Here is a 21,610-nt window from a genome sequence, read left to right on the forward strand (position 1 = left end):
AAAATCGGATTTAAAGATTAAACAATGAAAAAAATAAAAAAAGTTAAATAAGGTCAAAAAACCTTATTCCACGGTCACACATTTTGCCAGATTTTTAGGCTTGTCAGGGTCATGTCCCTTTTCAAGAGTGATGTAATATGCAATCAGCTGCAGCGGCACAATATATACCAATGGTGCGATAATTTCTTTTACATCAGCATTTATTTCTATAACAGCATTAGCCTTGCTTTTAAGTGATTCATCACCTTTTGCACCTATTGCCAGCACATTAGCTCCACGGGATTTGACCTCTTCAAGGTTACTCATTGTTTTTCTGTAATTGTCTCCAGGAGGAATTATTACAACAACAGGAATTCCCTCATCAATCAGTGCCAAAGGACCGTGCTTTAGCTCTCCGGCAGCATAACCTTCACCGTGGATATATGTAATTTCCTTAAGCTTCAATGCACCTTCAAGAGCTGTCGGATAAGAGTATCCTCTTCCCAGATAGAAGAAGTCACGTGCATAGTTATATCTTTTTGAAAGTTCCTTTACATATTCAACATCTTCCAATGCTTCATCAATGAAATCAGGAACATTGTCAAGTTCTTCGAGCAATTCCTGATTTTTGGAAAGCAGTGCTGCAAATAAGTATATTGAAGTCAGCTGAGCCACATATGTTTTTGTTGCAGCAACACCGATTTCAGGACCTGCCTGAGTCTGGATAACATAATCTGCTCTTCTGGTTATTGCTGATCCTGCAACGTTGACTATACCTAATGTCTTTGAAGTTTTGTTTGCAACATCCAGTGCCTTGAGTGAATCTGCGGTTTCACCGGACTGTGAAATGAAAATCACCAGAGTCTTGTCATTCAAGGTATTTGCAGAATATTTAAACTCAGATGCAAGAATTACGTCTGTTGGAATTCCTGCAAGTGATTCTATCAGATATTTACCAGTCAGTGATGCATGATAGGATGTTCCGCATGCAACAAAGCATATTCTTTGAATGTCATCAATCTCATCGATGATTTCTTGAATGTTTTCCTTTTGTGTGAGTGTATTTCTGACAGCTGTTGCCTGCTCGTTGATTTCCTTTATCATGAAATGGTCATATCCTTCCTTTTCAGCCATTTCAGGTGTCCAGTTGATGGTTTCAATGTCCTTGTTGACAACATTGTCAAACTCATCATGAACAACTACACCATTTTTATCAACAATGACAATTTCCCCTTTTTCAGGGTATATTATGTCTTTAGCATATTTCAGTATAGCCGGAGAATCTGATGCCAGATAGTATCCGTTTTCACCTAAACCAACAATTAACGGAGAGTCCTTACGGGTTGCTACGATTTTATCAGGTTCATTTACTGATATTGCAGCAATCGCATAAGCCCCTTCGATAATTCCGATTGTTTTTCTCACGGCATGCTCAAGGTCAAAGCCTTCATCCATGAACTTTTGAATGAGATGAGGAATCACTTCAGTGTCTGTGTCTGATTTGAATACGTGACCTTCATGAATTAATTTTTCCTTGATTTCAAGGTAGTTTTCAATGATTCCGTTGTGAACAACAGCTACACGATTTTCCTCATCAATGTGAGGGTGGGCATTCAATTTGGATGGGTCTCCATGAGTTGCCCAGCGTACATGAGCAATACCGAAGTTTCCAGGCATGTCTGTTAAATCTAAGCTTTTATCTACTTCAATGATTTTTCCTTTGTCTTTTTTGATGTGAATTTTTCCATCTGAAAAGGTAGCAAGACCTATTGAATCATATCCCCTATATTCCAATTTGGATATGCAATCAAAAAGGATAGGTGCCACATCCTCTTCATCTTTCAATATACAACCTACAATTCCACACATCTAATCACCTTTTTGATAATTATAAATATCCTGATAAAGATTTACCACATCACCAATTATTACTATCGCAGGAGTGTTGATTTTCTTATCTGCAATATCTCCCAAGGTTCCGAACACCACGTTTTCATCAGGCAGGGTTCCGCTTTCAACCACACATACAGGAGTGTCTGCTGAGCGGTATTTCATAATTTCTGCAGTATTTTCCCTGATGTTACCTATTCCCATTAGGATAACTAGTGTATCTGCGGTATAGTCCCAGTGAACCTGACTTTCAGCTTTAGTCGGGTCTTCATGACCTGTTACAATAGTAAGTGATGTTGCAACTGCTCTGTGAGTTACGGGTAGTCCCAATGAAGTTGGTGCTCCGATAGCTGAGGTTACACCAGGAATAACTTCAAATTTGATATCATGTTCCATTAAAGCCAATATTTCTTCTCCACCACGGCCGAAGACAAATGGATCTCCTCCTTTAAGCCTTACGACATTTTCATGGTTTTGAGCCTGGGCAATAATTAGTTCGTTAATTTCATCCTGTGTCTTATAATGCTCGCCCGCTTTTTTACCGACGTAAATTCTTTCAGCGTCTTCAGGCACATGAGCCAGTATTTCCTCATTAGCCAAATAATCATATAAAACAACATCTGCCTTGTTGAGTGCTTTAACTGCTTTAAGAGTTATTAAATCAGCATCTCCCGGACCTGCACCAATTAAATAAACTACCATTATATCACTTTATAAAAATCCTTTGAAAAAGTTTAAACCGTCATCTGAGCCGAATATCTCTTCACATGCCCTTTCAGGGTGAGGCATCATTGCACAGACTAGACCTGATTCATCACAGACACTTGTAATTGCCTCCATTGAACCGTTAGGGTTTTTGCCTTCAAACTGAAGAACAATCTGGTCCTGATCTTTTAAAAGATCCATGTCTTCTGTGTAAAACCTTCCTTCAGCGTGTGCAATCGGAAGTCTGATTGTCTGGTCTTTTTTGAATGCCTTTGTAAACGGAGTTCTTGAGGTTCCCACTTTCAGGTCAACCCATTCGCAGTTGAATTTAGGATATTCATTTGTAATGAAAATTCCAGGAACAAGTCCTATTTCACCTAAAATCTGTGCACCGTTACATATTCCTAAAACCGGTTTTTCTTCTTTAACCAATGCTTTGATTCCGTCAATTACAGGAGTGATTGAAGCCATTGCACCTGCTCTTAAATAATCCCCATATGAAAATCCGCCGGGAATGACAATGCCGTCATAATCTGTCAAGTTCTCTTCACTCCACCAGATGTATTCAGGAGTGAGGCCGGCCAGTTCTATAGCCTGTGCTACATCCCTGTCACAGTTGGTTCCAGGAAATCTAATTACACCAATTTTCATTCTCTCACCTTATTTGCCACAGGCCATGTTCTGTGGGATGACGTTGATTTTATAATCATGAATTACAGGATTGCATAACAATCTTTCACACATGTCTACAACATTTTCTCTGATTACTTCTCTGTCTTCGCCTTCCATTTGGAATTTGATGGTTTCTACGGTTTTAACGTTTTTGACTTCGTAACCTAACAAATCAAGAGACCTTTCAACCTGGGTAGCTTCAGGGTTTAACATACCGCTTTTAAGAGAAATTTTTACTTCAATATCAAATAACATTCAAATCACCTAAAAATCAAATTTTTCCTCATCAGGAATAATTCTGTTATATACTTCTACGTAAGCTTCCATTACTTCATCATCTTTTCCTTTTCTGAACAGTTCCTTATCAAGCATTTCCAGGGTTTCGCTGTCCCATAATCTGCATCCGTCAGGGGATATTTCATCACCTAAAAGGATGTTGCCGTCTTTGTCTTTTCCGAATTCGACTTTGTAGTCAACGAGAATAATGCCTGCATCTGCAAAGAATTTGGTCAATATTTCATTGATTTTCAATGCCTTTTCAACAAGAATGTCGATTTCCTCTTCGGTTGCAATGCCCAAAGCCTTGATAAGGGAACGGTTTAACATAGGATCGTGATATTCATCTGCCTTGAAGTCCATCTGAACGATTGGAGGGTTCAGTTTGGTACCGTCTGCAATCGGATATTTGCGAACAAGACTTCCAGTTGCGATATTTCTTACAATAACTTCAATTGGAATCATTTCAAGTTTTTTGGCAAGCATGACATTAGGTTCGGGAAGGTCGATGAACTGGGTCTGGATGCCGTTTTCTTCCAAAACTTTAAATATTTTTGAAGAGATTACTGCATTGTAGGAACCTTTTTTGTCCATTACCTCTTTACGTTCACCGTCACCGGCAGTCATGTCATCTCTAAACTCGATTATGACTTCATCGTCGTTTTCTGTAGTAAATACGCTTTTTACTTTTCCAGAATTAATTAACTCTTTTTTGTCCATGATATCAACAAAATTATTAAATTATTATATTATAATTTTTAGTAAATATATTATATAATACTATTTAAAAAAACAAGCAAAAATAAGAAAAAAAGAATAATGAATGTTAAAATAAACATTCATCTAAGAGACCTAATCTTATCCAAATCAAGCCCTGTTGCTTTAGAAATTATTTCTTCGTCAACACCTAACTCAAGTAAATTACGAGCATCTTCTAATTTAGCATCATCAAAACCTTCACGCTCACCATCAAGATAAGCAAGGTTGATTTCTTCTTCAATACCCGTTACATTAGGCTCAAGGCCATAATCTTCGGCTTTAAAATTTAACATATTTTCCACCTCAATTCTATCCGCCACTTTCAAAAATCTTTGCAGCATTTTCTTTTGACAATCTATTAAGTCCAAATGGAAGTCTGTATCTTCAATTACCGTATTTACCAGCAATCCTGAAGAATGTTCAAGCAATTTCTTAATATCCCAGTCGTGTTTCATATCCGGCAGGAGTATCAAATCTATTGCATCTGTGTCGAGAAGAGGAATCCTGTTAGTTACTTTATGTTCAATGACATTTAAAACTTCCTCTGCACTCTGGTTTTTGATGTAGTAGAAATCCGGATGAAAATTGATATCACCGTCAAGTTCAAGGTTATCAATTCCATGTTTAGGATTGTATGTTGCAAAAACACATGTTTTAAACGGCATACTATCTTCAGATTGGGAATATATGCGATATTTGTACATATCTTCCATTTTGGAATCATACACTGGCGATGATTGCAGTTCAACATTGCTGTTATATTTTCCATCGACTTCAATGAAGATATCCATATACCTGTTATCGGGAGCCAATGGAACCAGTTCAACGTTTTTAAATTTGATTGACTCAGCATCATAGCCTAATCTTCTGTAAAAACGAACACCCAACTTTTTAAAGATATATTTGTAGGTTTCGTCTTCACGGGACAGCTCACTAGTCATTTAAACCAAGATTTTAATTATTTTATCCGGACCCAGAAAACATGTTTAAACACAATTATAGATTGGTTAACCTAATATAAAAAGGTTTAAGTATCAAATAAGAGCAATTATGATTAATTATAACAATTTATTGAAAGTAAATCAATTTTATTGAATGAAAGCAATTTAAAAAAAATAGAAAAAAATAATAGCAATTACAGTTCGTTTATGTATGCCACTTCATCTTCGTTTCGGCCAAACTTCATTCCGTTTAGAGAACCATTTGGAAGCTCGGACATTATTATCACCGGAAAGTCCTCATCAGGTTTGAGATACATGTGATGAGTGACGTTCTGTCTTGTGGTAATCACTATTTCATAATTATTGTCTTTTTTTGTGAAGTCTCCGTCCAGAAAGACTTCATTGAATCTTTGATTTAAAAGATAATCGGGAAATTCCTCTTCGATTTCAAAATGATTTAACAAATCCTTCAGTATCATTTCAATCATTCTAAGGTTGGAAGTTTATCCTTGTCTGAGTCATATGAAGAGCCTATCAGATCTCCGGTTTCAGTGTCATACTGTCTGAATCCTCCGTCGGAGTAGGTCACTTCACGGTAATATCCTTCACCGTTTTGTCCGTTGAATTTCACTACTTCATCTACAATGTTGCTTCCTTCAGATGATGAGGCAGACGGTGAATCTGAACTTTCAGAAGATGCAACATTACTTACTTTATCTTTTATTTTGTCTATTGTATTTGAATCGATATCTTCCATATTAACACCTAATTCATTCATAAAAGAGTAGGCTACAGCACCGCCGACAATCAATAGTGCGGCAATAATGCCTAAAACGACTACAATAAAGCCTTTCATATTATCACCTCTTTTAAGTTGCTTTTGATAATTTGAATGTTATTGTTAAAATACTTTTCTATCATTTTATATATTACAAACAACAAAATTAAAAGCATGGATATGAAAGATACAGCAATACTTCTGATACTACTGTTATGCATTCTGGGTTTGATGGTCGGCATTTATTATGCTTAATGGTAATGATATATCCTTAAATTCTATTTTTACTAAATTAAAGCCAATTCACTGACCCCATTTGGATAATGATTATGATTGCTTGTGAAGGATTCTATATCCTGAATATTTTCAACATTATCAATTAAAACGCCGATAACGGCTTTTAGAGAAATTGATTTATCTTCAATGCAGACTTCCATTTTAAAAAAGACAATATTATCTAAACTTTCACGGGGAAGATTAAATCTTTTTGAAGCATCAAGTATTTCCAAAGATACCGGAACATTATCATCATCAAAATCCAAGAGTAAATCATCATCCATTTCAATAGTTTCACAATATTGAAACTTTTTATTTGATTTAACGCCCAAAATATCGGATGCAATATCATATCTGCATATTACTTCCTGAATGTTATTTTCTCCCATATTCAATTTCTCCTGATTTTGGTAATGACAAAAAATTTGTTAAAAATCAGTTTTAATACTTATTGAAGTACTACTGTATGATTAAACATAGATATGACTAGTATTTAAACTTTACTAAACTCGAAAAGCAATTTTACGCAATGAAAGCAATTTTACGCAATGAAAGCAATTATATTAAAAAAAGTAAAAAGGTTAGATATAAAATCTAACTCAAATTCTAAACTCTCTCTTCGGCATTGTCCCATTCAGGATTTTTGGCAGGTAAAATAGTAAATACCAGTGTAGCTCCTAAAAGAAGGACTGCTGAGATAACTGTAAATACGAGCTGGTCAAATGTTCCGGCTGAAATAACATCATACATTCCGCCGATCCACACGATTGCCAGAAATATCGGAAGAATGTATTTGACAATGACAAGCCACCATCCGCCGACTTTGATTGTTTTTGTTCTTTTGTTTAAAAATTCAATCAGCTTGTCGGCCTTGAATACCCATGCAAAGAGTATGCATTCAACAATAACACCAAAGAGCAGTGCAATCTGGTTGATGAAAGTATCAACAAAGCCCAGAAGGTCTCCGCCGAATGATGTTGCATAAACCATAGACACCAAAGCACCTACAATGATTAAAATGGTCATTGTGCTTTTTCTTGTGAGTCCAAACTTGTTCTGGATTGAAAAGGACAAAGGTTCAATTGTTGATAGGATGCTTGTAAGACCTGCAAGATAAACTGTAATGAAAAAGAGAGGTCCTAAAACATATGCCCACTGACCCAATACATTGAATACTGTAGGATATACGATAAATACCAGTCCGGTTCCCTGTGTTACAAGATCAGCCACTGCTGTTCCTGACTGCATTGACATGTAACCTAGAATTGAAAATACTCCCAATGCGGCAAAGTTTTCAAATAAGGAGTTTGCAAAGGCTATTGAGATTGTATTTGTAATGAGATCTGCATCGTCCTTTGTGTAGCTTGCATAAGTAAAAGCAATTGACATCCCCAGACTCAGTGAGAAGATAATCTGTCCGAATGCTGCCATCCAGATTTCGAAATTGCCTAAAAGTGACCAGTCCGGATGGAAGAGCTCTGCAAGCCCGACTGAAGCACCAGGTAAAGTCAAGGAAAATCCGACAATAATAACCATTATAATAAATAGTGCAGGTACTAAAATCTTTGACACCTTACCGAGACCTGATTCAAGGTCTCTGTGTGATATAAACCAAACGATTACCCAACCCGCAAGCATTGCAACAGCAATTAGAGGAATGAAATTCAAAAGTCCGGTGTATGAAGATGAGGCCTGAAGCAAATTGGTTGTAAAGTAGGTGTTCGGGTCTGCTCCCCATCCCTTAAAGAAACTTAAAATAATATATATTCCATCCCAGCCTAGAATAGCTGAGTAGTAAATCATAATCATAAAAACAGCAACCGGCAAAAGCCAGCCTAAATACTCAAATTTGGAGTTGATCTTCCTTGCAGCCTTTGCAAAGGAAGATTTGAAATTGTATCCCACACCGTACTCCAAGATTAAAAATGGAATTCCCATCAAAAGAATTGCAACGATATAAGGGATGTAGAATGCTCCCCCACCGTTGGAGTAGAGTACATACGGGTATCTCCAAATGTTTCCAAGTCCGACGGCAGAACCAATCATTGCAAGGATGAATGACAGGTTACTGCCCCATTCATTTTTATCCGCCATAATTTCCATTTTCCTATAAATTATGTTAAATATCTTTGTCAGTGAAAGGTTAAAAAGGTTTATATTTACCTTAAAAATGGAATTGTTTAAAAAAAATAGGTAAAAATGAATGAAAAAAGAAATATTGTCCTTTTAAATGATAATCCAACCAATTAAATTATAACAAAAGAACAGTATTTAAAGAAAGTCCGGTCACTTTTGCAATTTCTTCGAAAGAAAGTTTGCCATTTAACTTTCCTGCCATTTCAATTTCTTTTTTATTTTCAATCTCTTCTTTATGCATATGCAGTACACATTTAGCTTTTTCAGCCATACCAATCATCTCCATTAATTTTTTATGCTTATACTCAACAATATTAAGATAACTTCCCACAACCGCTTTATCAAACATTGTCTTAAGAATACAATGTTTTTGAATTTGACATACCCGCACATTTCAATAACAATTTCCTCCTCGCCAACATCCAATTCAAACAAAGGCAGAGTTACCAAAAGAGAACATTCCTCAAACATGGAACGACTGTTTAAAAGAACAATACCCAAATGTAAATTGCTTTCCAAAGTGAATAATTTTATAGTATCAATAAATACACTACAAGGTATTCAACTTAAGATTGAAATTATTAAAGTAAAAAGATTGTTTTGAGATCTAAGCCAGTGAGTTTAGCAATTTCTTTAGGAGTGTGTAATCCTTTTAACTTTCTTGCCATTTCACGATTATATTCATCCCTTACCTCTTCTTTAACTTCATCCCTTACCTCTTCTTTAACTTCATCCCTTACCTCTTCTTTAACTTCTTCTCTTACTTCTTCTTTAAATTCATCCTTCGCAGCTTCTTTCATCTCTTCCCCATACATCTGCAGTACACCTTTAGCTTTTTCAACCATACCAATCATCTCCATTAATTTTTTCTGTTTATCCTCATCAATATACTCAACAATATTTAAATAACTTCCCACAACCACTTTATCATACATTTCCTCGGGAATACAATGCTTTTTTGATTTGAGATATTCACATGTTTGAATAACAATTTCCGCCTCGCCAACATCCAATTCAAACAAAGGCAGAGTTACCAAAAGAGAACATTCCTCAAACGTGAGCATCTTATTGTTTTCAAATTTGTTTTGAATAAGATTTAAATCTTCCTGTTTGTTGATTTTTTTGGTTTTGATTATTCTTGGGTGAAATGTCAAATCAAGCTTAACATACTCTTTGATTCTGCCACCTTTAGAAAGCACAATCATAATCAGTTCAACATCCTCACTGCTTTTACAGAATTCACGAGTATAATACTCAAATGACTGTTTCAAATCCTTATTTCTGAGTGCATCCTTTTTAAATTCAAAAATGATTACTTTTCCGGATTTTGTCAAAGCCTTGAAATCGAAAAAATTGTCAAAGATTTTAACATTACCTGTCTTTTTGTAGGTTATCTCTTCTGTTGGAAGCATGTCAACTATTTCCTCACCGATGCCCAGAACAATCAGGACATGATTTAGAAAATACATGAAACAAAATTTAAGGAATATATCCCTATTTCTTTCAGTTTCTATTGTCATAAAGTTAAAACCTCATTTAAAGTTAATTGATTGTTTATAACTTTATAACTCAAAATATTTAAAGTATTTGCTTGAATAGAGAACAATTTAACTGTTTTGAAGCAATATTATGCCGAATAAGTGAAATTAATTCCAAGCGGCTATTTTTAGTTTTAAACAAAATACTTTAAACACCAAAAGATTTCACTCCATGCACAGATTTCAATGTTTGATTTAAACATGTGAAACTTGATTAAAATATTATTCCAGAAATATAAATAGTTTTTCTTTGATTTGAGAACAATATTTTGAAGTTATGACAATATTACAAAGCCATACAACTTTTCTGTTAAACTTTAAAAAAATAAGTAAAATGAGTCCGTTAAGTTAAGACTCATCTGAAATTGATTTGTCAAGCTCTTCAGCGGAATTTCCAATGGAAATCTTTTCAAGAACAGAAGATCCGTAATGAGGCAGGATTACCAGTCCGATAATTGAAGCCATCCAGAATGATATTAACCTTTCAACTAAAGTTACAGGCCCTGCAAGACCAGCCGGACAGCCCGCCTTTGAGTAAAGTCCAATCATCAAACCGTCCACAGCACCAAGACCACCTGGCAAGAGCGGAATCATACCGACTAAAGATGCAAGGATGAATACCTCACCGATAACAATAACATTCAGTGTTGCTCCGAATGCCATAAATACCACATAAACCCTCAGGATTTCAAAAATCCAAATCAGAAATGATAGAGGGATGGTATAGTAGAAGAGTTTCCTGTTTGAAATCAGCATGTTCATGGTGTCCTGGAAACCTGAAATATTCTCATGGATTTTCATTTTAAGGTTATCTGAGCCTTTCTTGTAGAATCTGTGGGTCAGTTTGAAAATGAGATTTTCAACTTTGATACCGAAACTTTCGTTGACACACATGTAAATCAGCATGCCCAGAATAATTATGATAGCTATTACTGAAAGGACAAGAATTCCTTCAAGCCACATCGGGAAATTGAAGTACAATACTGTTGCAATGATTGTGATGATTGCCAAAACAATGAACGGGAAAGTGTCAAGCATTCTGTCTGCAATAACAGTTGCCAAAGTCTCTTTAAGCTCATATCCATGCTCTTTAGCTAAGATATATGCTCTTACAGGCTCCCCACCACCACGTCCTGACGGAGTGATGTTGTTAACGGCAAGCCCCACCATTACAATCGGGAACAGCTTTTTGAAACCTATGTTGATATCCGCAATATTGTTTACTATTTGCCAGCGGTAGGTATATAAGAAATAGGTTCCAATCTGAATTAGGATAGCTACCCCCAATATTGCAAGATTGGCATCTTTAATTGCATCAATTACCTTGTCAATTCCTATAAAATAAAGCATTACTGCAAGAATTGCAATACTTAATATGATGAAAAATGCAGATTTTTTATCCATGTTTAAAATTTAATAATTTATTTTTTATATAATTATTGTTATTTAATATGGGCCGAAATCAATTTCATTTAGAATATGGGCAACACGGTCTTCTTCAGGAGGAAGTTGCATATAATCACCAAAGATTTGGCCTAATGTTGCCTCCTGATTATTTGGAATTTTTGCATAAATATCTTCAAATTTAACCATTTTAGCAGGTTTGAAGTCTTCTAATTTAAAGTGAGGTTGTTCATTCATAGTTAAATCAGCATAATATTTATAATCACTATGCTCATACTTTCTAAATAATTTTAGCATTTTCTTTTGGTAATATTTAGGTGTTAAACCTATTTTATTGAAAAGTGAATGTGAAGTATTTGCAATTAACTTTACTAGAGCAGAACCTTCCTCAATTTTTATAGAAGCAATAGAACAAAGTTTACATAAAAACAAGCATCTTCTCATATATAAAAAGCGTTTAATTTTATTGTCCGGAACTTTATCTAAAATAAACAGGTCAATGTGAATGCCTAATTTAAAATCAATCTGGCTGTCCCAATATTCAGCCCAGTATGTTCCGTTTAATGACAATCTTCCAAATTGTAAGAAATACTCCTCATCATATCTGATATCGAAAACTGTGTATTTTTCAGAAGGTTTTTCTTCCATAATCTTTAAAAATTTCTCATAATCATCTCTGAATAAAATTACATCAATGTCATCATCCCATGGGATAAAACCTTCATGCCTAACGGCACCAATTTCAGTTCCAAAGAACAGATAATATTCAATATTGTTTTCATCACATATTTCAATAAAATCTTTCAATATTAATAGTTCAACATCCTGAATATGCTTTAGGGTTTCATCATCACTCATCTTATCCCCATGACTAATATTTATTAATAATATTAATATTATTATTTTCAAATTCTTCCATTATTTTACATATTGCTCTTGAAACTTCAAAATCAACATATGCATTATTTTTACCAAGTTCAATTGATTTTGCAAAAGCTACAAGTTCATATCTTATTCCTTCACCATCCAGCTGGTAGAAGTATTTTCTATTGTCTTCCTGATTTTCATATCTTAATTCAAAATAATCTGTTTTCCACCAGGGGGCTGGAATATATGCATAACCTTCTGAACCTGAAATTATAAGTTCTCCTTCTGATTTTACGCTGTTTGCAACTTTAATTGAAGCAACAGCATTTTCATACTGAAAATCTATTTTTGTAAACAAATCAAAATTAGAGTCTTTATTTAACTTTAATGAATTGATAGTTTTGTTTTTATAATCGATTCCGAGAATCTGGAATATCGGTAAAAGCGCTGTTGGTCCCCATGCAGTTATACTGTTCCATGAGTTATCATCATATTCCCTTAAACTTGTACATGTTGCATCAACAGAATATACTTCACCTATGTTTCCGCCTTTGAGTATTAAAAGCAATCGATTATATGCAGTAGAATAAGCTGTTTTAATTGAATCCATCAATATTAAATTATTGTCATTAGCTAGTTTTTCGAGTTCGATACATTCATTTTCTGTTAAAGCAAATGGAGATTCGCAAAGTACATGTTTGCCATTATTTAAAGCCCGTTTAATTTGAATGTAATGTTTTGAAGGATGAGATATGATAAATACTGCATCAGTAATATCTAATAATTCATCATAATTATCCGTTAATGTCAAATCTTCATTTTCATAGCATTTCCTTTCATTTTCATTGTCAACACATATTGCATTTACATCAATACCATTAACATATTTGGATTCATCATAAAATTTCTTTAAAATATTTCCTTCACCGACAAGACCTAATTTGATGCTTCTGTTTTTAGATCTGATTTGTGAGCTTGAAACTCCTTCAGTTCGGTCTAAATAAACCACATCACAGTAATCCTTTAAGTAATCGAAATGACCTACCCAGTCTGAACCCACTGTGAATATATCAACGTCCATTCTTTTTATATCATCAATTTTTTGACCTTCGTATTCTTCAATGATAATCTCATCAGCTAGGCCGGTTGCCCTTACAGATTCTATACGTTCCATCAATGACTGCTTTACGTTTATTTTACCTCGCTGCTTGTCAAAGTCATCTGCAGTAACACCTACAATCAGGTAATCTCCCAGTTCTTTAGCTCTTTCCAGAAGTCTTTGATGGCCGTAATGGAATAAATCATAAGTTCCATAGGTAATTACTTTAATCATTTTAGTATTCCTCTTTTTTCCAAATCATGCAATGCGTCAATAAGCTTGTCGTTATCATCAATTGTCAAATCCCCAATGTGGCCTACTCTAAACATTTTGTCTGCAACTTGCCCGCCACTCGGATTTACCCAAATCGAATATTCTTTTTTTAAGGTGTTTACGATTTCAGATGCAGATGAGTTTGTATAAACACTGGTAACTGCATTTCCCAGATTTTTGCATTTTATCTCCAAAGGCAAGTCTTTAATTCTTGAACGGAAGTCCTCAGCTAAATTTGAGATTCTTTTGATTTCTGCTTCTACCCCGCCTTGAGCTTTGATTTCTTTTAATCTTGCATTTATCTGAAGCAGAATAGTTACTGCAGGAGTGAAAGGAGTTTGGCCTCTCTCACCATTTTTAAGTGCATCCTTAAGATCGAAATACATTGATTTAACTGGATTTTTTTCAACTCTTTCCAGTGCTTTTTCATCTAGAACTATTATTGAAACTCCTGGCGGACAGGCTAGGGCTTTTTGTGAACCTGTTATCAGTGTGTTGATGTTTTGTTCTTTCATGTTAATTGAATCTGCAAGAAAAGAGCTTATTGCATCCACGACTAAAAATATACCATTCTTATTGCAAAAATCACTGATTAAATCCAAATCATAGTGAACTCCTGAACTGGTTTCACAAATATTAACTAAAAAGCCTGTAAATCCATTATCTGCGTATTGATTTAAAATATCTGGTGTTAAATCCTCACCGAAATCAAGTTTGATGTCCTCAAATGGAATGTTGTGCAAATCACATAAATCAGCGAAACGTTGGCCGAATCCTCCACCATTAACAACTAAAACCTTGTCTTCAGTTGAAAACACATTCATTACAGTAGCTTCCATTGCGGCAGTTCCGGAACCTGTGATAAAAACAACTCTTGAATTTTCATCCCCATAAACAAATTCCTTCATTAACTTTTCATTTTCAAACATCACTTCGGAAAATTCATCATTTCTAAAATAGGGAGTTTGCTCACCGCCGATTTTTCTTACCTCATCACTGCTCATTACAGGACCTACTGTAAAATTTAACATTATATCACACCTATTCAATTACGAAAAATTTATAGTGGGTTTCACTATGGTCGCTTAAATCTTTGAAAATATCATCTGAAATTACTTTATTGTAATTCAAACCTTTGAATAATTCCATGTATTCATCTTCAGTTCTGTATATTTCATTATAATCTGCTTCAAGACCTTCAGAATAGAAATCTTTAAGGGTCAATCTTGATTCAATATGGGAAACAGGTTCCATTATGAATAATTTTTTATCAACAGAGCCTACACGGTTCAATTCTTCAAAAACAAGTTTTATATCTTCATCATTAATGTACATTAAAACTCCGCTGAAAATAATAACATCAAATGGAGGCTCGATTAATAGCGCATCCTCGTCAATATCTGTTGCTGACATGACCTGGAACTTGCAGTTATCATAATCATAAGATTCTTCAGCTATTTTAATCAAATCTTCAGTATAGTCAATACCAAGATATGATTCGCATTTATCATGCAATGCTTCAACCCAACGGCCGATTTCACAGCCGACTTCAAGAACTTTCTTGCCGGTTACATCAATGTGTTCATGTAATAATTTTTTTTCTTCAATATGTCTTTGTTCTGAGTTTTCTTTATTCTGGAATAAAACAATGGATAAATCACTTTCCAACTCACGATTAGCCCTGTCTGCAAAAAAGTTTTTAACTTTATCAGAGTTAATATCCTCATTATCACCGTATAATCTTACCATTATAAAACTCCTAGAATAAATTTAAATTTAAATAAATTTAAAATAAATTATATAAATAATTGTTTAAATAATTTAGTATTGATAAAATTTAATTTTAATAACAATAGGGATAAACATGTCTAAAGAACATAAAAATGTATGTCTAGTTACAACAGTATATTCATTTTTCTTATATTTGTTAATCAAAGGATACAATGAGAATGATATTTTTATATTTACTGCATGGTTTCCAAAAGAAGTTTCAAAAAATATCCCCCATATTCAAATGCCTCCTGTTGCATTCCGATATGGCGCTAAAATGTATTCAACAGATTCAATTAAAGGGATTTTCCAAAATGTATTTGGATACTGCAGATATTTCTATGGATATATTAAATTAAGAATATTATTCTTCATTAAAACATGTAATAAAGAGATTGATATATACGGACATGCACAAACACCTTTTTCATACATGTTTTATGAAAATGAAAATTCAAATATCATTGAAGATGGGCTTCAAAATTACAATCCAAACATCTGTGAAACCCATAAAATAAATCCGATAATTGACAAAATTCTCCATTTATGCGGCATTTACTTTTTAAATGCCAATGAGGCGTTAGGAAGCCATAAAAATATAAAAACTGTTTATTTAACACGTGAATTTAATCATCCATTAATTAAAGATAAAGTTGAAGTAATTGACATTGAAAAAAAATGGAATAACTTAACTGACAACGAACAGAATGAAATTTTAGATATATTCAACGTCAATGTTGCTAACATTAATTTTGATGGAAAAACTGCATTAATCTTATCCCAACCTTTGAGTGAAGATAATTTAGCAACTTATGAGGATGAATTAAAAATCTATGATGAATTTATCGACAAATTTTCAGATTATGAGATAATCATAAAACCTCATCCAAGAGATGAAAAGGATTATACTAAGATTTACCATAACATGAAAATTATTGATAAACATTTTCCAATCGAATTATTAAATTTAATAAATATTAATCCAACAGTCGTTTGTTCCGCAATTTCAACAGCCTTATTAAACTTCAAGAATTCTGAAATATATGTTTATCAAGGTGAATTGAAAAATGAAAGGCTGAAAAAACTAAGAGAAGAATTAATTAAATTGATTAATGAAAAAAATTAAGACAATAAAGAAACTAACCTAGTTTCAACAGATACTAATTTTGGAAATCTACGACATAAGACATCAAAAACAGGAAACTTTCTTTCATTAAACAAAATATAATGTTCTTTAATTTTTAGATTATTATTTAAAACATATACATTCAATAAAATTTCACCAAAAAATCCAAATACTCTTTTATTATTTTTAGGATATTTAGAAAGATCAATTTTATCAAAGACCTTTTCAAAAATATCAAAAAGCCATTTGAAATAATTATCCGCCAATTTTTTATTAGATATAAACATAGTATTATAATAAGCGCTTTTACTATTCATCACTTTCTGAAATGATGTGTAATACTCCGGAAAAAAATCTTTTATTGTTTCACCTAAAATCAAATAATCTTCATATTTCACACCATAATCAGGATTAATTTTTAAACTATCTTGAATAACTTCCGAAACAGTACCGTTTAATCTTCTTTTCTGAGGAAGAATAATATCAAATTTGGATAAATCATTAATTATGTCCTTTTTTGTTAATTTATCAAATTTTAAATTTCTAACAAACCAACGACGGTAATGGCAAAAACCTATTATATCAGCATCCGAATTCTTCCAAGCCCAAAATTGACCAGTGAACTCCGCGAAATATTTATTTAAATTTGAGATATTTTCTCCAGAATCATCCCTAATGTATCCATAATCGTCATCCAACATGCAAGACCCATTTAATAAAGGTTTATACAAATTTGAATCATATTGTTCATCAAACTTTTTATGAGTTAAAATAAATATTTCAATTTTTTGATTCATAATATTAATCCCTTAAATAATAAAAAAATCATTCTAATTCAGATAAAACATTTAAAATATCATTTTTTGATAATTGACCAATTTCAGAAGAGTCATAAATGAAATTAGGATGATTTTCAACAAATTCTTTTCTAATAATAAATAAATCATTTGTTTCTTCAGCATATAATATTTCATCTGGAGTCATTAGCTCTTCGTGTAATTTTTCTCCTATACGCTTTCCAATAATCTCAACCTCAATATCATCAACTGAATAACCATATTTAGGAGCATAATATTCAATCATTGCTTCAGCAAGATCAGTTACTTTAACAGAAGGCATTTTTAAGATAAATATTTCTCCCCCTTCAGAGATGCTGCCCGCATCTAAAATCAATTTAGCAGCTTCATGAATGTGCATAATAAAACGAGTCATTGCCTCATCTGTAATAGTTAAAGGACCACCATTTTTAATTTGTTTTTTAAACACAGGAATGACTGATCCTCTTGAGTTTAAAACATTTCCAAATCTGACACATGCAAATTTAGTTCCATCAGCTCCACTATATGCATTGGATGAAATCATTAATCTTTCAGCCAGCAATTTTGTAGCTCCCATTACATTTACAGGATTTACTGCCTTATCAGTACTGATTAAAATTACTTTTTCAACATCACAGGTAATAGCTGCATCAATAATATTTTGAGTTCCTCCAACATTTGTTTTTACAGCATCCATAGGATTATATTCGCATAAAGGAACATGTTTATAAGCAGCTGCATGAAAAATTATATCAATATCCTTAAAAGCCCTTTCAAGTCTTTTTAAATCCCTAATATCTCCAACAAATGTCCTTATTTTGGATGAATTCAAATCTTGCTCCAAATCAAATAAAGCAGTTTCATTATTATCAAAAACTCTTACAACATCAACATCATAGTTTAATAACTCTGCAACTATTTTTCTACCAATAGATCCAGAACCGCCTGTAACAAGAACTTTTTTTCCTTTATAATAATCATCTAACATAAAATCACCTATTTATAGAATTTTCCAATAGTATCAGCCATATAATCCATTTGCTCAGTTGTTAATGTAGGAAACATAGGCAGAGTAATTGTTTTTTCATGCATTTTCTCAGTAACAGGCAATACATCATCATATTTTAATCTGTTTTTATAAAATTCAGATTTGTGAACAGGATCAAAGTAAATTTTAGATGATATTCCATTATCTGACAAGTAATCTATTAATTCATCCCTTTTATTTGCTAAAACTGAGAATAATTGATAAACATGATTATAACCTTGCGGAACTTCAGGAATAGTTATTTCATCTGTTTCTTCCAATATTCTTTTAGAAAGATATTCAACATTATTTTTTCTCATTTCAATAATCTTATCTGCCTTTTTAATTTGTGAAATCCCTAAAGTTGCAGTTAAATTTGACATTCTCCAGTTAAAACCAAGTTCAATATAATCAAATAATCCTACAGTTGAGAAATAGTCTCCACTTTCCAATCTTCCATGAGACCTGATTAATTTTAATTTTTCATAAATTTCATCAGAATCTGTGACAACCGCTCCACCTTCACCGGTTGTTATAATCTTATTTTGACAGAAACTTAAAATATTTGAATCACCGAAAGTACCAATATTTTTTCCATCAACAGAAGCACCAAAAGCTTCTGCAGCATCTTCAATTAGTACCAAATCATTATCTTCAGCAATGTCCTTTAACGCTTTAATTTTACATGGGCATCCACCATAGTGAACCGGAATAATAGCTTTAGTATTTTTTGTAATTTTTTCTTCAACTAATTCAGGATTTAATCCAAAAGTCTCTTCTTCAATATCTACAAAAATGGGTTTTGCTCCTACAAATAATGGAGAATTAACAGTTGCAATAAATGTGAATGATGGAACAATGACTTCATCACCTTTTCCGATTCCATGAGCAAGTAAAGCAGCATGTAAAGCAGAAGTCCCAGAATTAAATGTTATCGCATGTTTTGTCCCAATATACTCCGCAATCATGTCTTCAAATTCAGTGACCTTTGAACCTACAGCCCAAAATTTACCTGAAGCAATTTGTTCAGAAACTAGTTTAACATCTTCTTCATCATTATAAATTTCAAATAATGGGACATTCATCTTATCTACCTACATAAACTAAAAATAACTTTTAAATTCAATGAATTTTAAATTTAAATCAAATAATCACTAATAAATATATATAAATTATTATAAATAATTTTCCAATTAATCTAATTTTCTCACTACTTTTGCCGGAACGCCAAAAGCAACAACATTATCCGGAATATCTTCAGTTACAAAACTAAAAGCACCAATAATAGAATTTTTACCAACAGTAACCCCAGGCATTACAACAGAATGAGTTCCAATTCTGCAGTTTTCTTTTAAGATAACTTCCCCTTCCTTATCATCAATAGTGGATATTGAATAAATAGAACAGTGAGATCCAATTTGAACATAATCTTCAATTACAACATGATTTTTTGCGTTAATATATGTAAATGCGCCGATATCAGTTTTATAACCCAAATCCAAATTATCTTTGTTTTGAACCAACCAATTATACTTAGTCAGTTCACATTCTTTTATTTCAGGAGCTTTCCAGCCATCAAATCTATCTTCACTCATAATTTCACCTAAATATTATTGTAAACTTCAGCAAATTCTTCATTATTTTCAAAAAGATATTTTGCAATAACTTCCATTAAAAACATGTCATTTTCATGGTCCAAATCCAATACTCCAGTATCAAACATCTTATGAATTCCACATTTTCCATCAAACAGTCCCACTTTTCTTTGTAGGAACTCTCTGGAGTAAACATAAATTGATGCATTCATGTCATAAATCACAGGTGCTTCCTGTCTTGTATTAAAATTGGACTTAATTACCCTATCATAGCCATGTTCTGTTTCCATAACCATGTTAAAATAGGGATTTCTTCTAGAATCAGTTACAGAAAAAATCAGGTCATAATCAGTATTCAATTTCTTTTCAATCATGTCATCCAAATCTTTTACTGTCCTAAGGGGAGAAGTAATGTCTAAATCAATTATCAAATCATAATTGCCATTCTTTTCTTCCATAACTTCCAAACAGTTTTGAATAACATCAACTTTGGCAACTTTATCGCCCGCTAAATCGGCACTTCTCTCAATTATATCTACGGAACGTAAAGAATTATTGTCGAATATTTCCATCAAACTTTCACTATCAGTGTTTATAACTATATCCGCATCATAATTTGATTTTTTTAAATATAAATCAATGACAGATAATGAATATAAAGCCAAAGGTTTATCTAAAAAGTTTTTAACATTTTTATTTTTTATTCCTTTTGACCCAGCACGCCCACATATAGTAAATAATAATTTCATAATTCTCCTCCAGCCAATTTCATAACATTTAATGCATTTTGAATATCATTAATATTATCTATTTCTTCTGTAATTAATTTAAAGAAATATTTTAATTCTTCAACTTGATAGTCATTGCGTTGTTCATTAAAATCGATTACTTTATTTTCATTTTTAAAAACTATTTGATTATTATAAATATCCCCAATAATAGTTTCATCTTCTTTAAAAATCATTAATTCTCTTATTGGAAACCTACCAAAATAATCCAAATGTAATTCTAAAAGCAGATTATCATATTTTGCAATGTAGACTGCAATGTCTTCTGTATCTATTTCCAAAGTAGATACTTTATCCAAAATTGCATCCACAGAATGGGGCATTCCAAACAGGTAAGTCAAATAGTCCCATTCATGGATTAAATCAATACTTACTCCACCGCCCAATTCCTTTTTTGCACTATAGGACTTCCTGTAATCCTCATCAGGATGCCATTCGGGAAGATAAGTTGAACAAATTGATCTAACTCCATTTACCTGATTTAAATCCAGATTCTCTTTAAGGTATTGAATTACACTTCCATGCCTTAATGGACAAGCAACATAACATGTTTTTGAGTTAAATTCATCGAAATTTTTATCTAAATCATCGGAATAGACAATCGGTTTTTCTATAAAAAAGTTTTCAGAATTATCCTTAAATAATTTAAGAGTTTCATAATGGAGTTTTGTAGGATTGGTGATGAAAATTGCATCATAATCTTTTGGAACTTCATCATAGCTGTGATACTCATTGGAAATATATTTGGCAATATCCTTATCCAATGGAGAATTGCTGCTTCTATAAGCATCTATCTGACAGTTAAAATCATCAGCCAAATAGTTTTTAATATTTGAAATATGCCTTTTAGCAATTGAGCCGATTCCAACAAAACAAATCTTTAAATCAAACAT

General features: G+C 32.9%; 25 protein-coding genes. 1 reads left to right on the forward strand and 24 read right to left on the reverse strand.

Annotated features, from left to right (window positions below; genetic code table 11):
• Positions 1-63: 63 nt before the first annotated feature.
• From glmS to E7Z81_RS08055, 18 genes are all read right to left on the reverse strand, one after another.
• The gene (gene glmS / locus E7Z81_RS07970; protein ID WP_292746095.1) at positions 64-1,848 is read right to left on the reverse strand and encodes a glutamine--fructose-6-phosphate transaminase (isomerizing); all 1,785 of its coding nucleotides are present in this window, start codon (positions 1,846-1,848) and stop codon (positions 64-66) included.
• Positions 1,849-2,571, reverse strand: coding sequence for a uroporphyrinogen-III C-methyltransferase (gene cobA, locus E7Z81_RS07975; protein ID WP_292746097.1), 723 nt, complete (start codon positions 2,569-2,571; stop codon positions 1,849-1,851).
• Between the two features lie 9 nt (positions 2,572-2,580).
• Positions 2,581-3,225, reverse strand: a complete 645-nt coding sequence (purQ, locus tag E7Z81_RS07980; RefSeq protein ID WP_292746099.1) for a phosphoribosylformylglycinamidine synthase subunit PurQ — start codon at positions 3,223-3,225, stop codon at positions 2,581-2,583.
• Positions 3,226-3,234: 9 nt separating this feature from the next.
• Positions 3,235-3,501 carry a phosphoribosylformylglycinamidine synthase subunit PurS gene (gene purS / locus E7Z81_RS07985; RefSeq protein WP_292746101.1) on the reverse strand — a complete coding sequence of 89 codons (267 nt, stop codon included), beginning with the start codon at positions 3,499-3,501 and terminating at the stop codon, positions 3,235-3,237.
• Positions 3,502-3,510: 9 nt separating this feature from the next.
• Positions 3,511-4,242, reverse strand: coding sequence for a phosphoribosylaminoimidazolesuccinocarboxamide synthase (purC, locus tag E7Z81_RS07990; RefSeq protein WP_292746103.1), 732 nt, complete (start codon positions 4,240-4,242; stop codon positions 3,511-3,513).
• A gap of 119 nt (positions 4,243-4,361) precedes the next feature.
• The gene (locus E7Z81_RS07995) at positions 4,362-5,222 is read right to left on the reverse strand and encodes a hypothetical protein (protein WP_292746105.1); all 861 of its coding nucleotides are present in this window, start codon (positions 5,220-5,222) and stop codon (positions 4,362-4,364) included.
• Between the two features lie 194 nt (positions 5,223-5,416).
• A complete protein-coding gene (locus tag E7Z81_RS08000) occupies positions 5,417-5,710 on the reverse strand; it encodes a hypothetical protein (protein WP_292746107.1) in 294 nt (97 codons plus the stop codon).
• Positions 5,707-6,078 (reverse strand): flagellar protein, FliL, encoded by a 372-nt coding sequence (locus tag E7Z81_RS08005; RefSeq protein ID WP_292746109.1) that lies wholly within the window; start codon positions 6,076-6,078, stop codon positions 5,707-5,709. Before E7Z81_RS08005 ends, E7Z81_RS08000 begins: the two co-directional genes overlap by 4 nt.
• Before the next feature lie 209 nt (positions 6,079-6,287).
• Positions 6,288-6,665 (reverse strand): DUF2283 domain-containing protein, encoded by a 378-nt coding sequence (locus E7Z81_RS08010; protein WP_292746111.1) that lies wholly within the window; start codon positions 6,663-6,665, stop codon positions 6,288-6,290.
• A gap of 217 nt (positions 6,666-6,882) precedes the next feature.
• Complete coding sequence (locus E7Z81_RS08015) at positions 6,883-8,379, reverse strand: sodium-dependent transporter (RefSeq protein ID WP_292746113.1); 1,497 nt, start codon at positions 8,377-8,379, stop codon at positions 6,883-6,885.
• A 148-nt stretch (positions 8,380-8,527) separates the two neighbouring features.
• Positions 8,528-8,683: a hypothetical protein gene (locus tag E7Z81_RS08020; RefSeq protein ID WP_292746115.1), complete on the reverse strand. Its 156-nt coding sequence runs from the start codon at positions 8,681-8,683 to the stop codon at positions 8,528-8,530.
• A gap of 14 nt (positions 8,684-8,697) precedes the next feature.
• Positions 8,698-8,931 (reverse strand): hypothetical protein, encoded by a 234-nt coding sequence (locus E7Z81_RS08025; protein WP_292746117.1) that lies wholly within the window; start codon positions 8,929-8,931, stop codon positions 8,698-8,700.
• 62 nt (positions 8,932-8,993) lie between these two features.
• Positions 8,994-9,932, reverse strand: coding sequence for a hypothetical protein (locus tag E7Z81_RS08030; protein ID WP_292746119.1), 939 nt, complete (start codon positions 9,930-9,932; stop codon positions 8,994-8,996).
• Positions 9,933-10,298: 366 nt separating this feature from the next.
• Positions 10,299-11,354: a UPF0104 family protein gene (locus E7Z81_RS08035; protein ID WP_292746121.1), complete on the reverse strand. Its 1,056-nt coding sequence runs from the start codon at positions 11,352-11,354 to the stop codon at positions 10,299-10,301.
• A 42-nt stretch (positions 11,355-11,396) separates the two neighbouring features.
• Complete coding sequence (locus tag E7Z81_RS08040) at positions 11,397-12,212, reverse strand: LicD family protein (protein WP_292746123.1); 816 nt, start codon at positions 12,210-12,212, stop codon at positions 11,397-11,399.
• A 13-nt stretch (positions 12,213-12,225) separates the two neighbouring features.
• Entirely contained in the window at positions 12,226-13,554 is a 1,329-nt protein-coding gene (locus E7Z81_RS08045) for a Gfo/Idh/MocA family oxidoreductase (protein ID WP_292746125.1), read from the reverse strand.
• The gene (locus E7Z81_RS08050) at positions 13,551-14,624 is read right to left on the reverse strand and encodes an aminotransferase class V-fold PLP-dependent enzyme (protein ID WP_292746127.1); all 1,074 of its coding nucleotides are present in this window, start codon (positions 14,622-14,624) and stop codon (positions 13,551-13,553) included. The genes E7Z81_RS08045 and E7Z81_RS08050 overlap by 4 nt, the downstream gene beginning before the upstream one ends.
• A 10-nt stretch (positions 14,625-14,634) precedes the next feature.
• Positions 14,635-15,342, reverse strand: coding sequence for a class I SAM-dependent methyltransferase (locus E7Z81_RS08055; protein ID WP_292746129.1), 708 nt, complete (start codon positions 15,340-15,342; stop codon positions 14,635-14,637).
• Positions 15,343-15,457: 115 nt separating this feature from the next.
• Between E7Z81_RS08055 and E7Z81_RS08060 the strand changes: the two genes are divergently transcribed.
• A complete protein-coding gene (locus tag E7Z81_RS08060) occupies positions 15,458-16,489 on the forward strand; it encodes a glycosyltransferase family 52 (RefSeq protein WP_292746131.1) in 1,032 nt (343 codons plus the stop codon).
• Here E7Z81_RS08060 and E7Z81_RS08065 read toward each other — a convergent pair.
• The 6 genes from E7Z81_RS08065 to E7Z81_RS08090 all read right to left on the reverse strand — a co-directional run bounded on the left by E7Z81_RS08065 (position 16,486) and on the right by E7Z81_RS08090 (position 21,610).
• Positions 16,486-17,286 (reverse strand): DUF4422 domain-containing protein, encoded by an 801-nt coding sequence (locus tag E7Z81_RS08065; RefSeq protein ID WP_292746133.1) that lies wholly within the window; start codon positions 17,284-17,286, stop codon positions 16,486-16,488. The genes E7Z81_RS08060 and E7Z81_RS08065 overlap by 4 nt on opposite strands.
• A gap of 28 nt (positions 17,287-17,314) precedes the next feature.
• Positions 17,315-18,295, reverse strand: a complete 981-nt coding sequence (locus tag E7Z81_RS08070; RefSeq protein ID WP_292746135.1) for a UDP-N-acetylglucosamine 4,6-dehydratase family protein — start codon at positions 18,293-18,295, stop codon at positions 17,315-17,317.
• Positions 18,296-18,303: 8 nt separating this feature from the next.
• Positions 18,304-19,419: a DegT/DnrJ/EryC1/StrS aminotransferase family protein gene (locus tag E7Z81_RS08075; RefSeq protein WP_292746137.1), complete on the reverse strand. Its 1,116-nt coding sequence runs from the start codon at positions 19,417-19,419 to the stop codon at positions 18,304-18,306.
• 108 nt (positions 19,420-19,527) lie between these two features.
• On the reverse strand, positions 19,528-19,929 hold the full coding sequence (locus tag E7Z81_RS08080) for a DapH/DapD/GlmU-related protein (protein WP_292746139.1): 402 nt from the start codon (positions 19,927-19,929) through the stop codon (positions 19,528-19,530).
• 8 nt (positions 19,930-19,937) lie between these two features.
• Positions 19,938-20,678, reverse strand: coding sequence for an acylneuraminate cytidylyltransferase family protein (locus tag E7Z81_RS08085; protein ID WP_292746141.1), 741 nt, complete (start codon positions 20,676-20,678; stop codon positions 19,938-19,940).
• Positions 20,675-21,610 (reverse strand): Gfo/Idh/MocA family oxidoreductase, encoded by a 936-nt coding sequence (locus tag E7Z81_RS08090; protein WP_292746143.1) that lies wholly within the window; start codon positions 21,608-21,610, stop codon positions 20,675-20,677. The genes E7Z81_RS08085 and E7Z81_RS08090 overlap by 4 nt, the downstream gene beginning before the upstream one ends.

Source organism: Methanobrevibacter sp. (genome assembly GCF_015062935.1).
Lineage (GTDB): Archaea > Methanobacteriota > Methanobacteria > Methanobacteriales > Methanobacteriaceae > Methanocatella.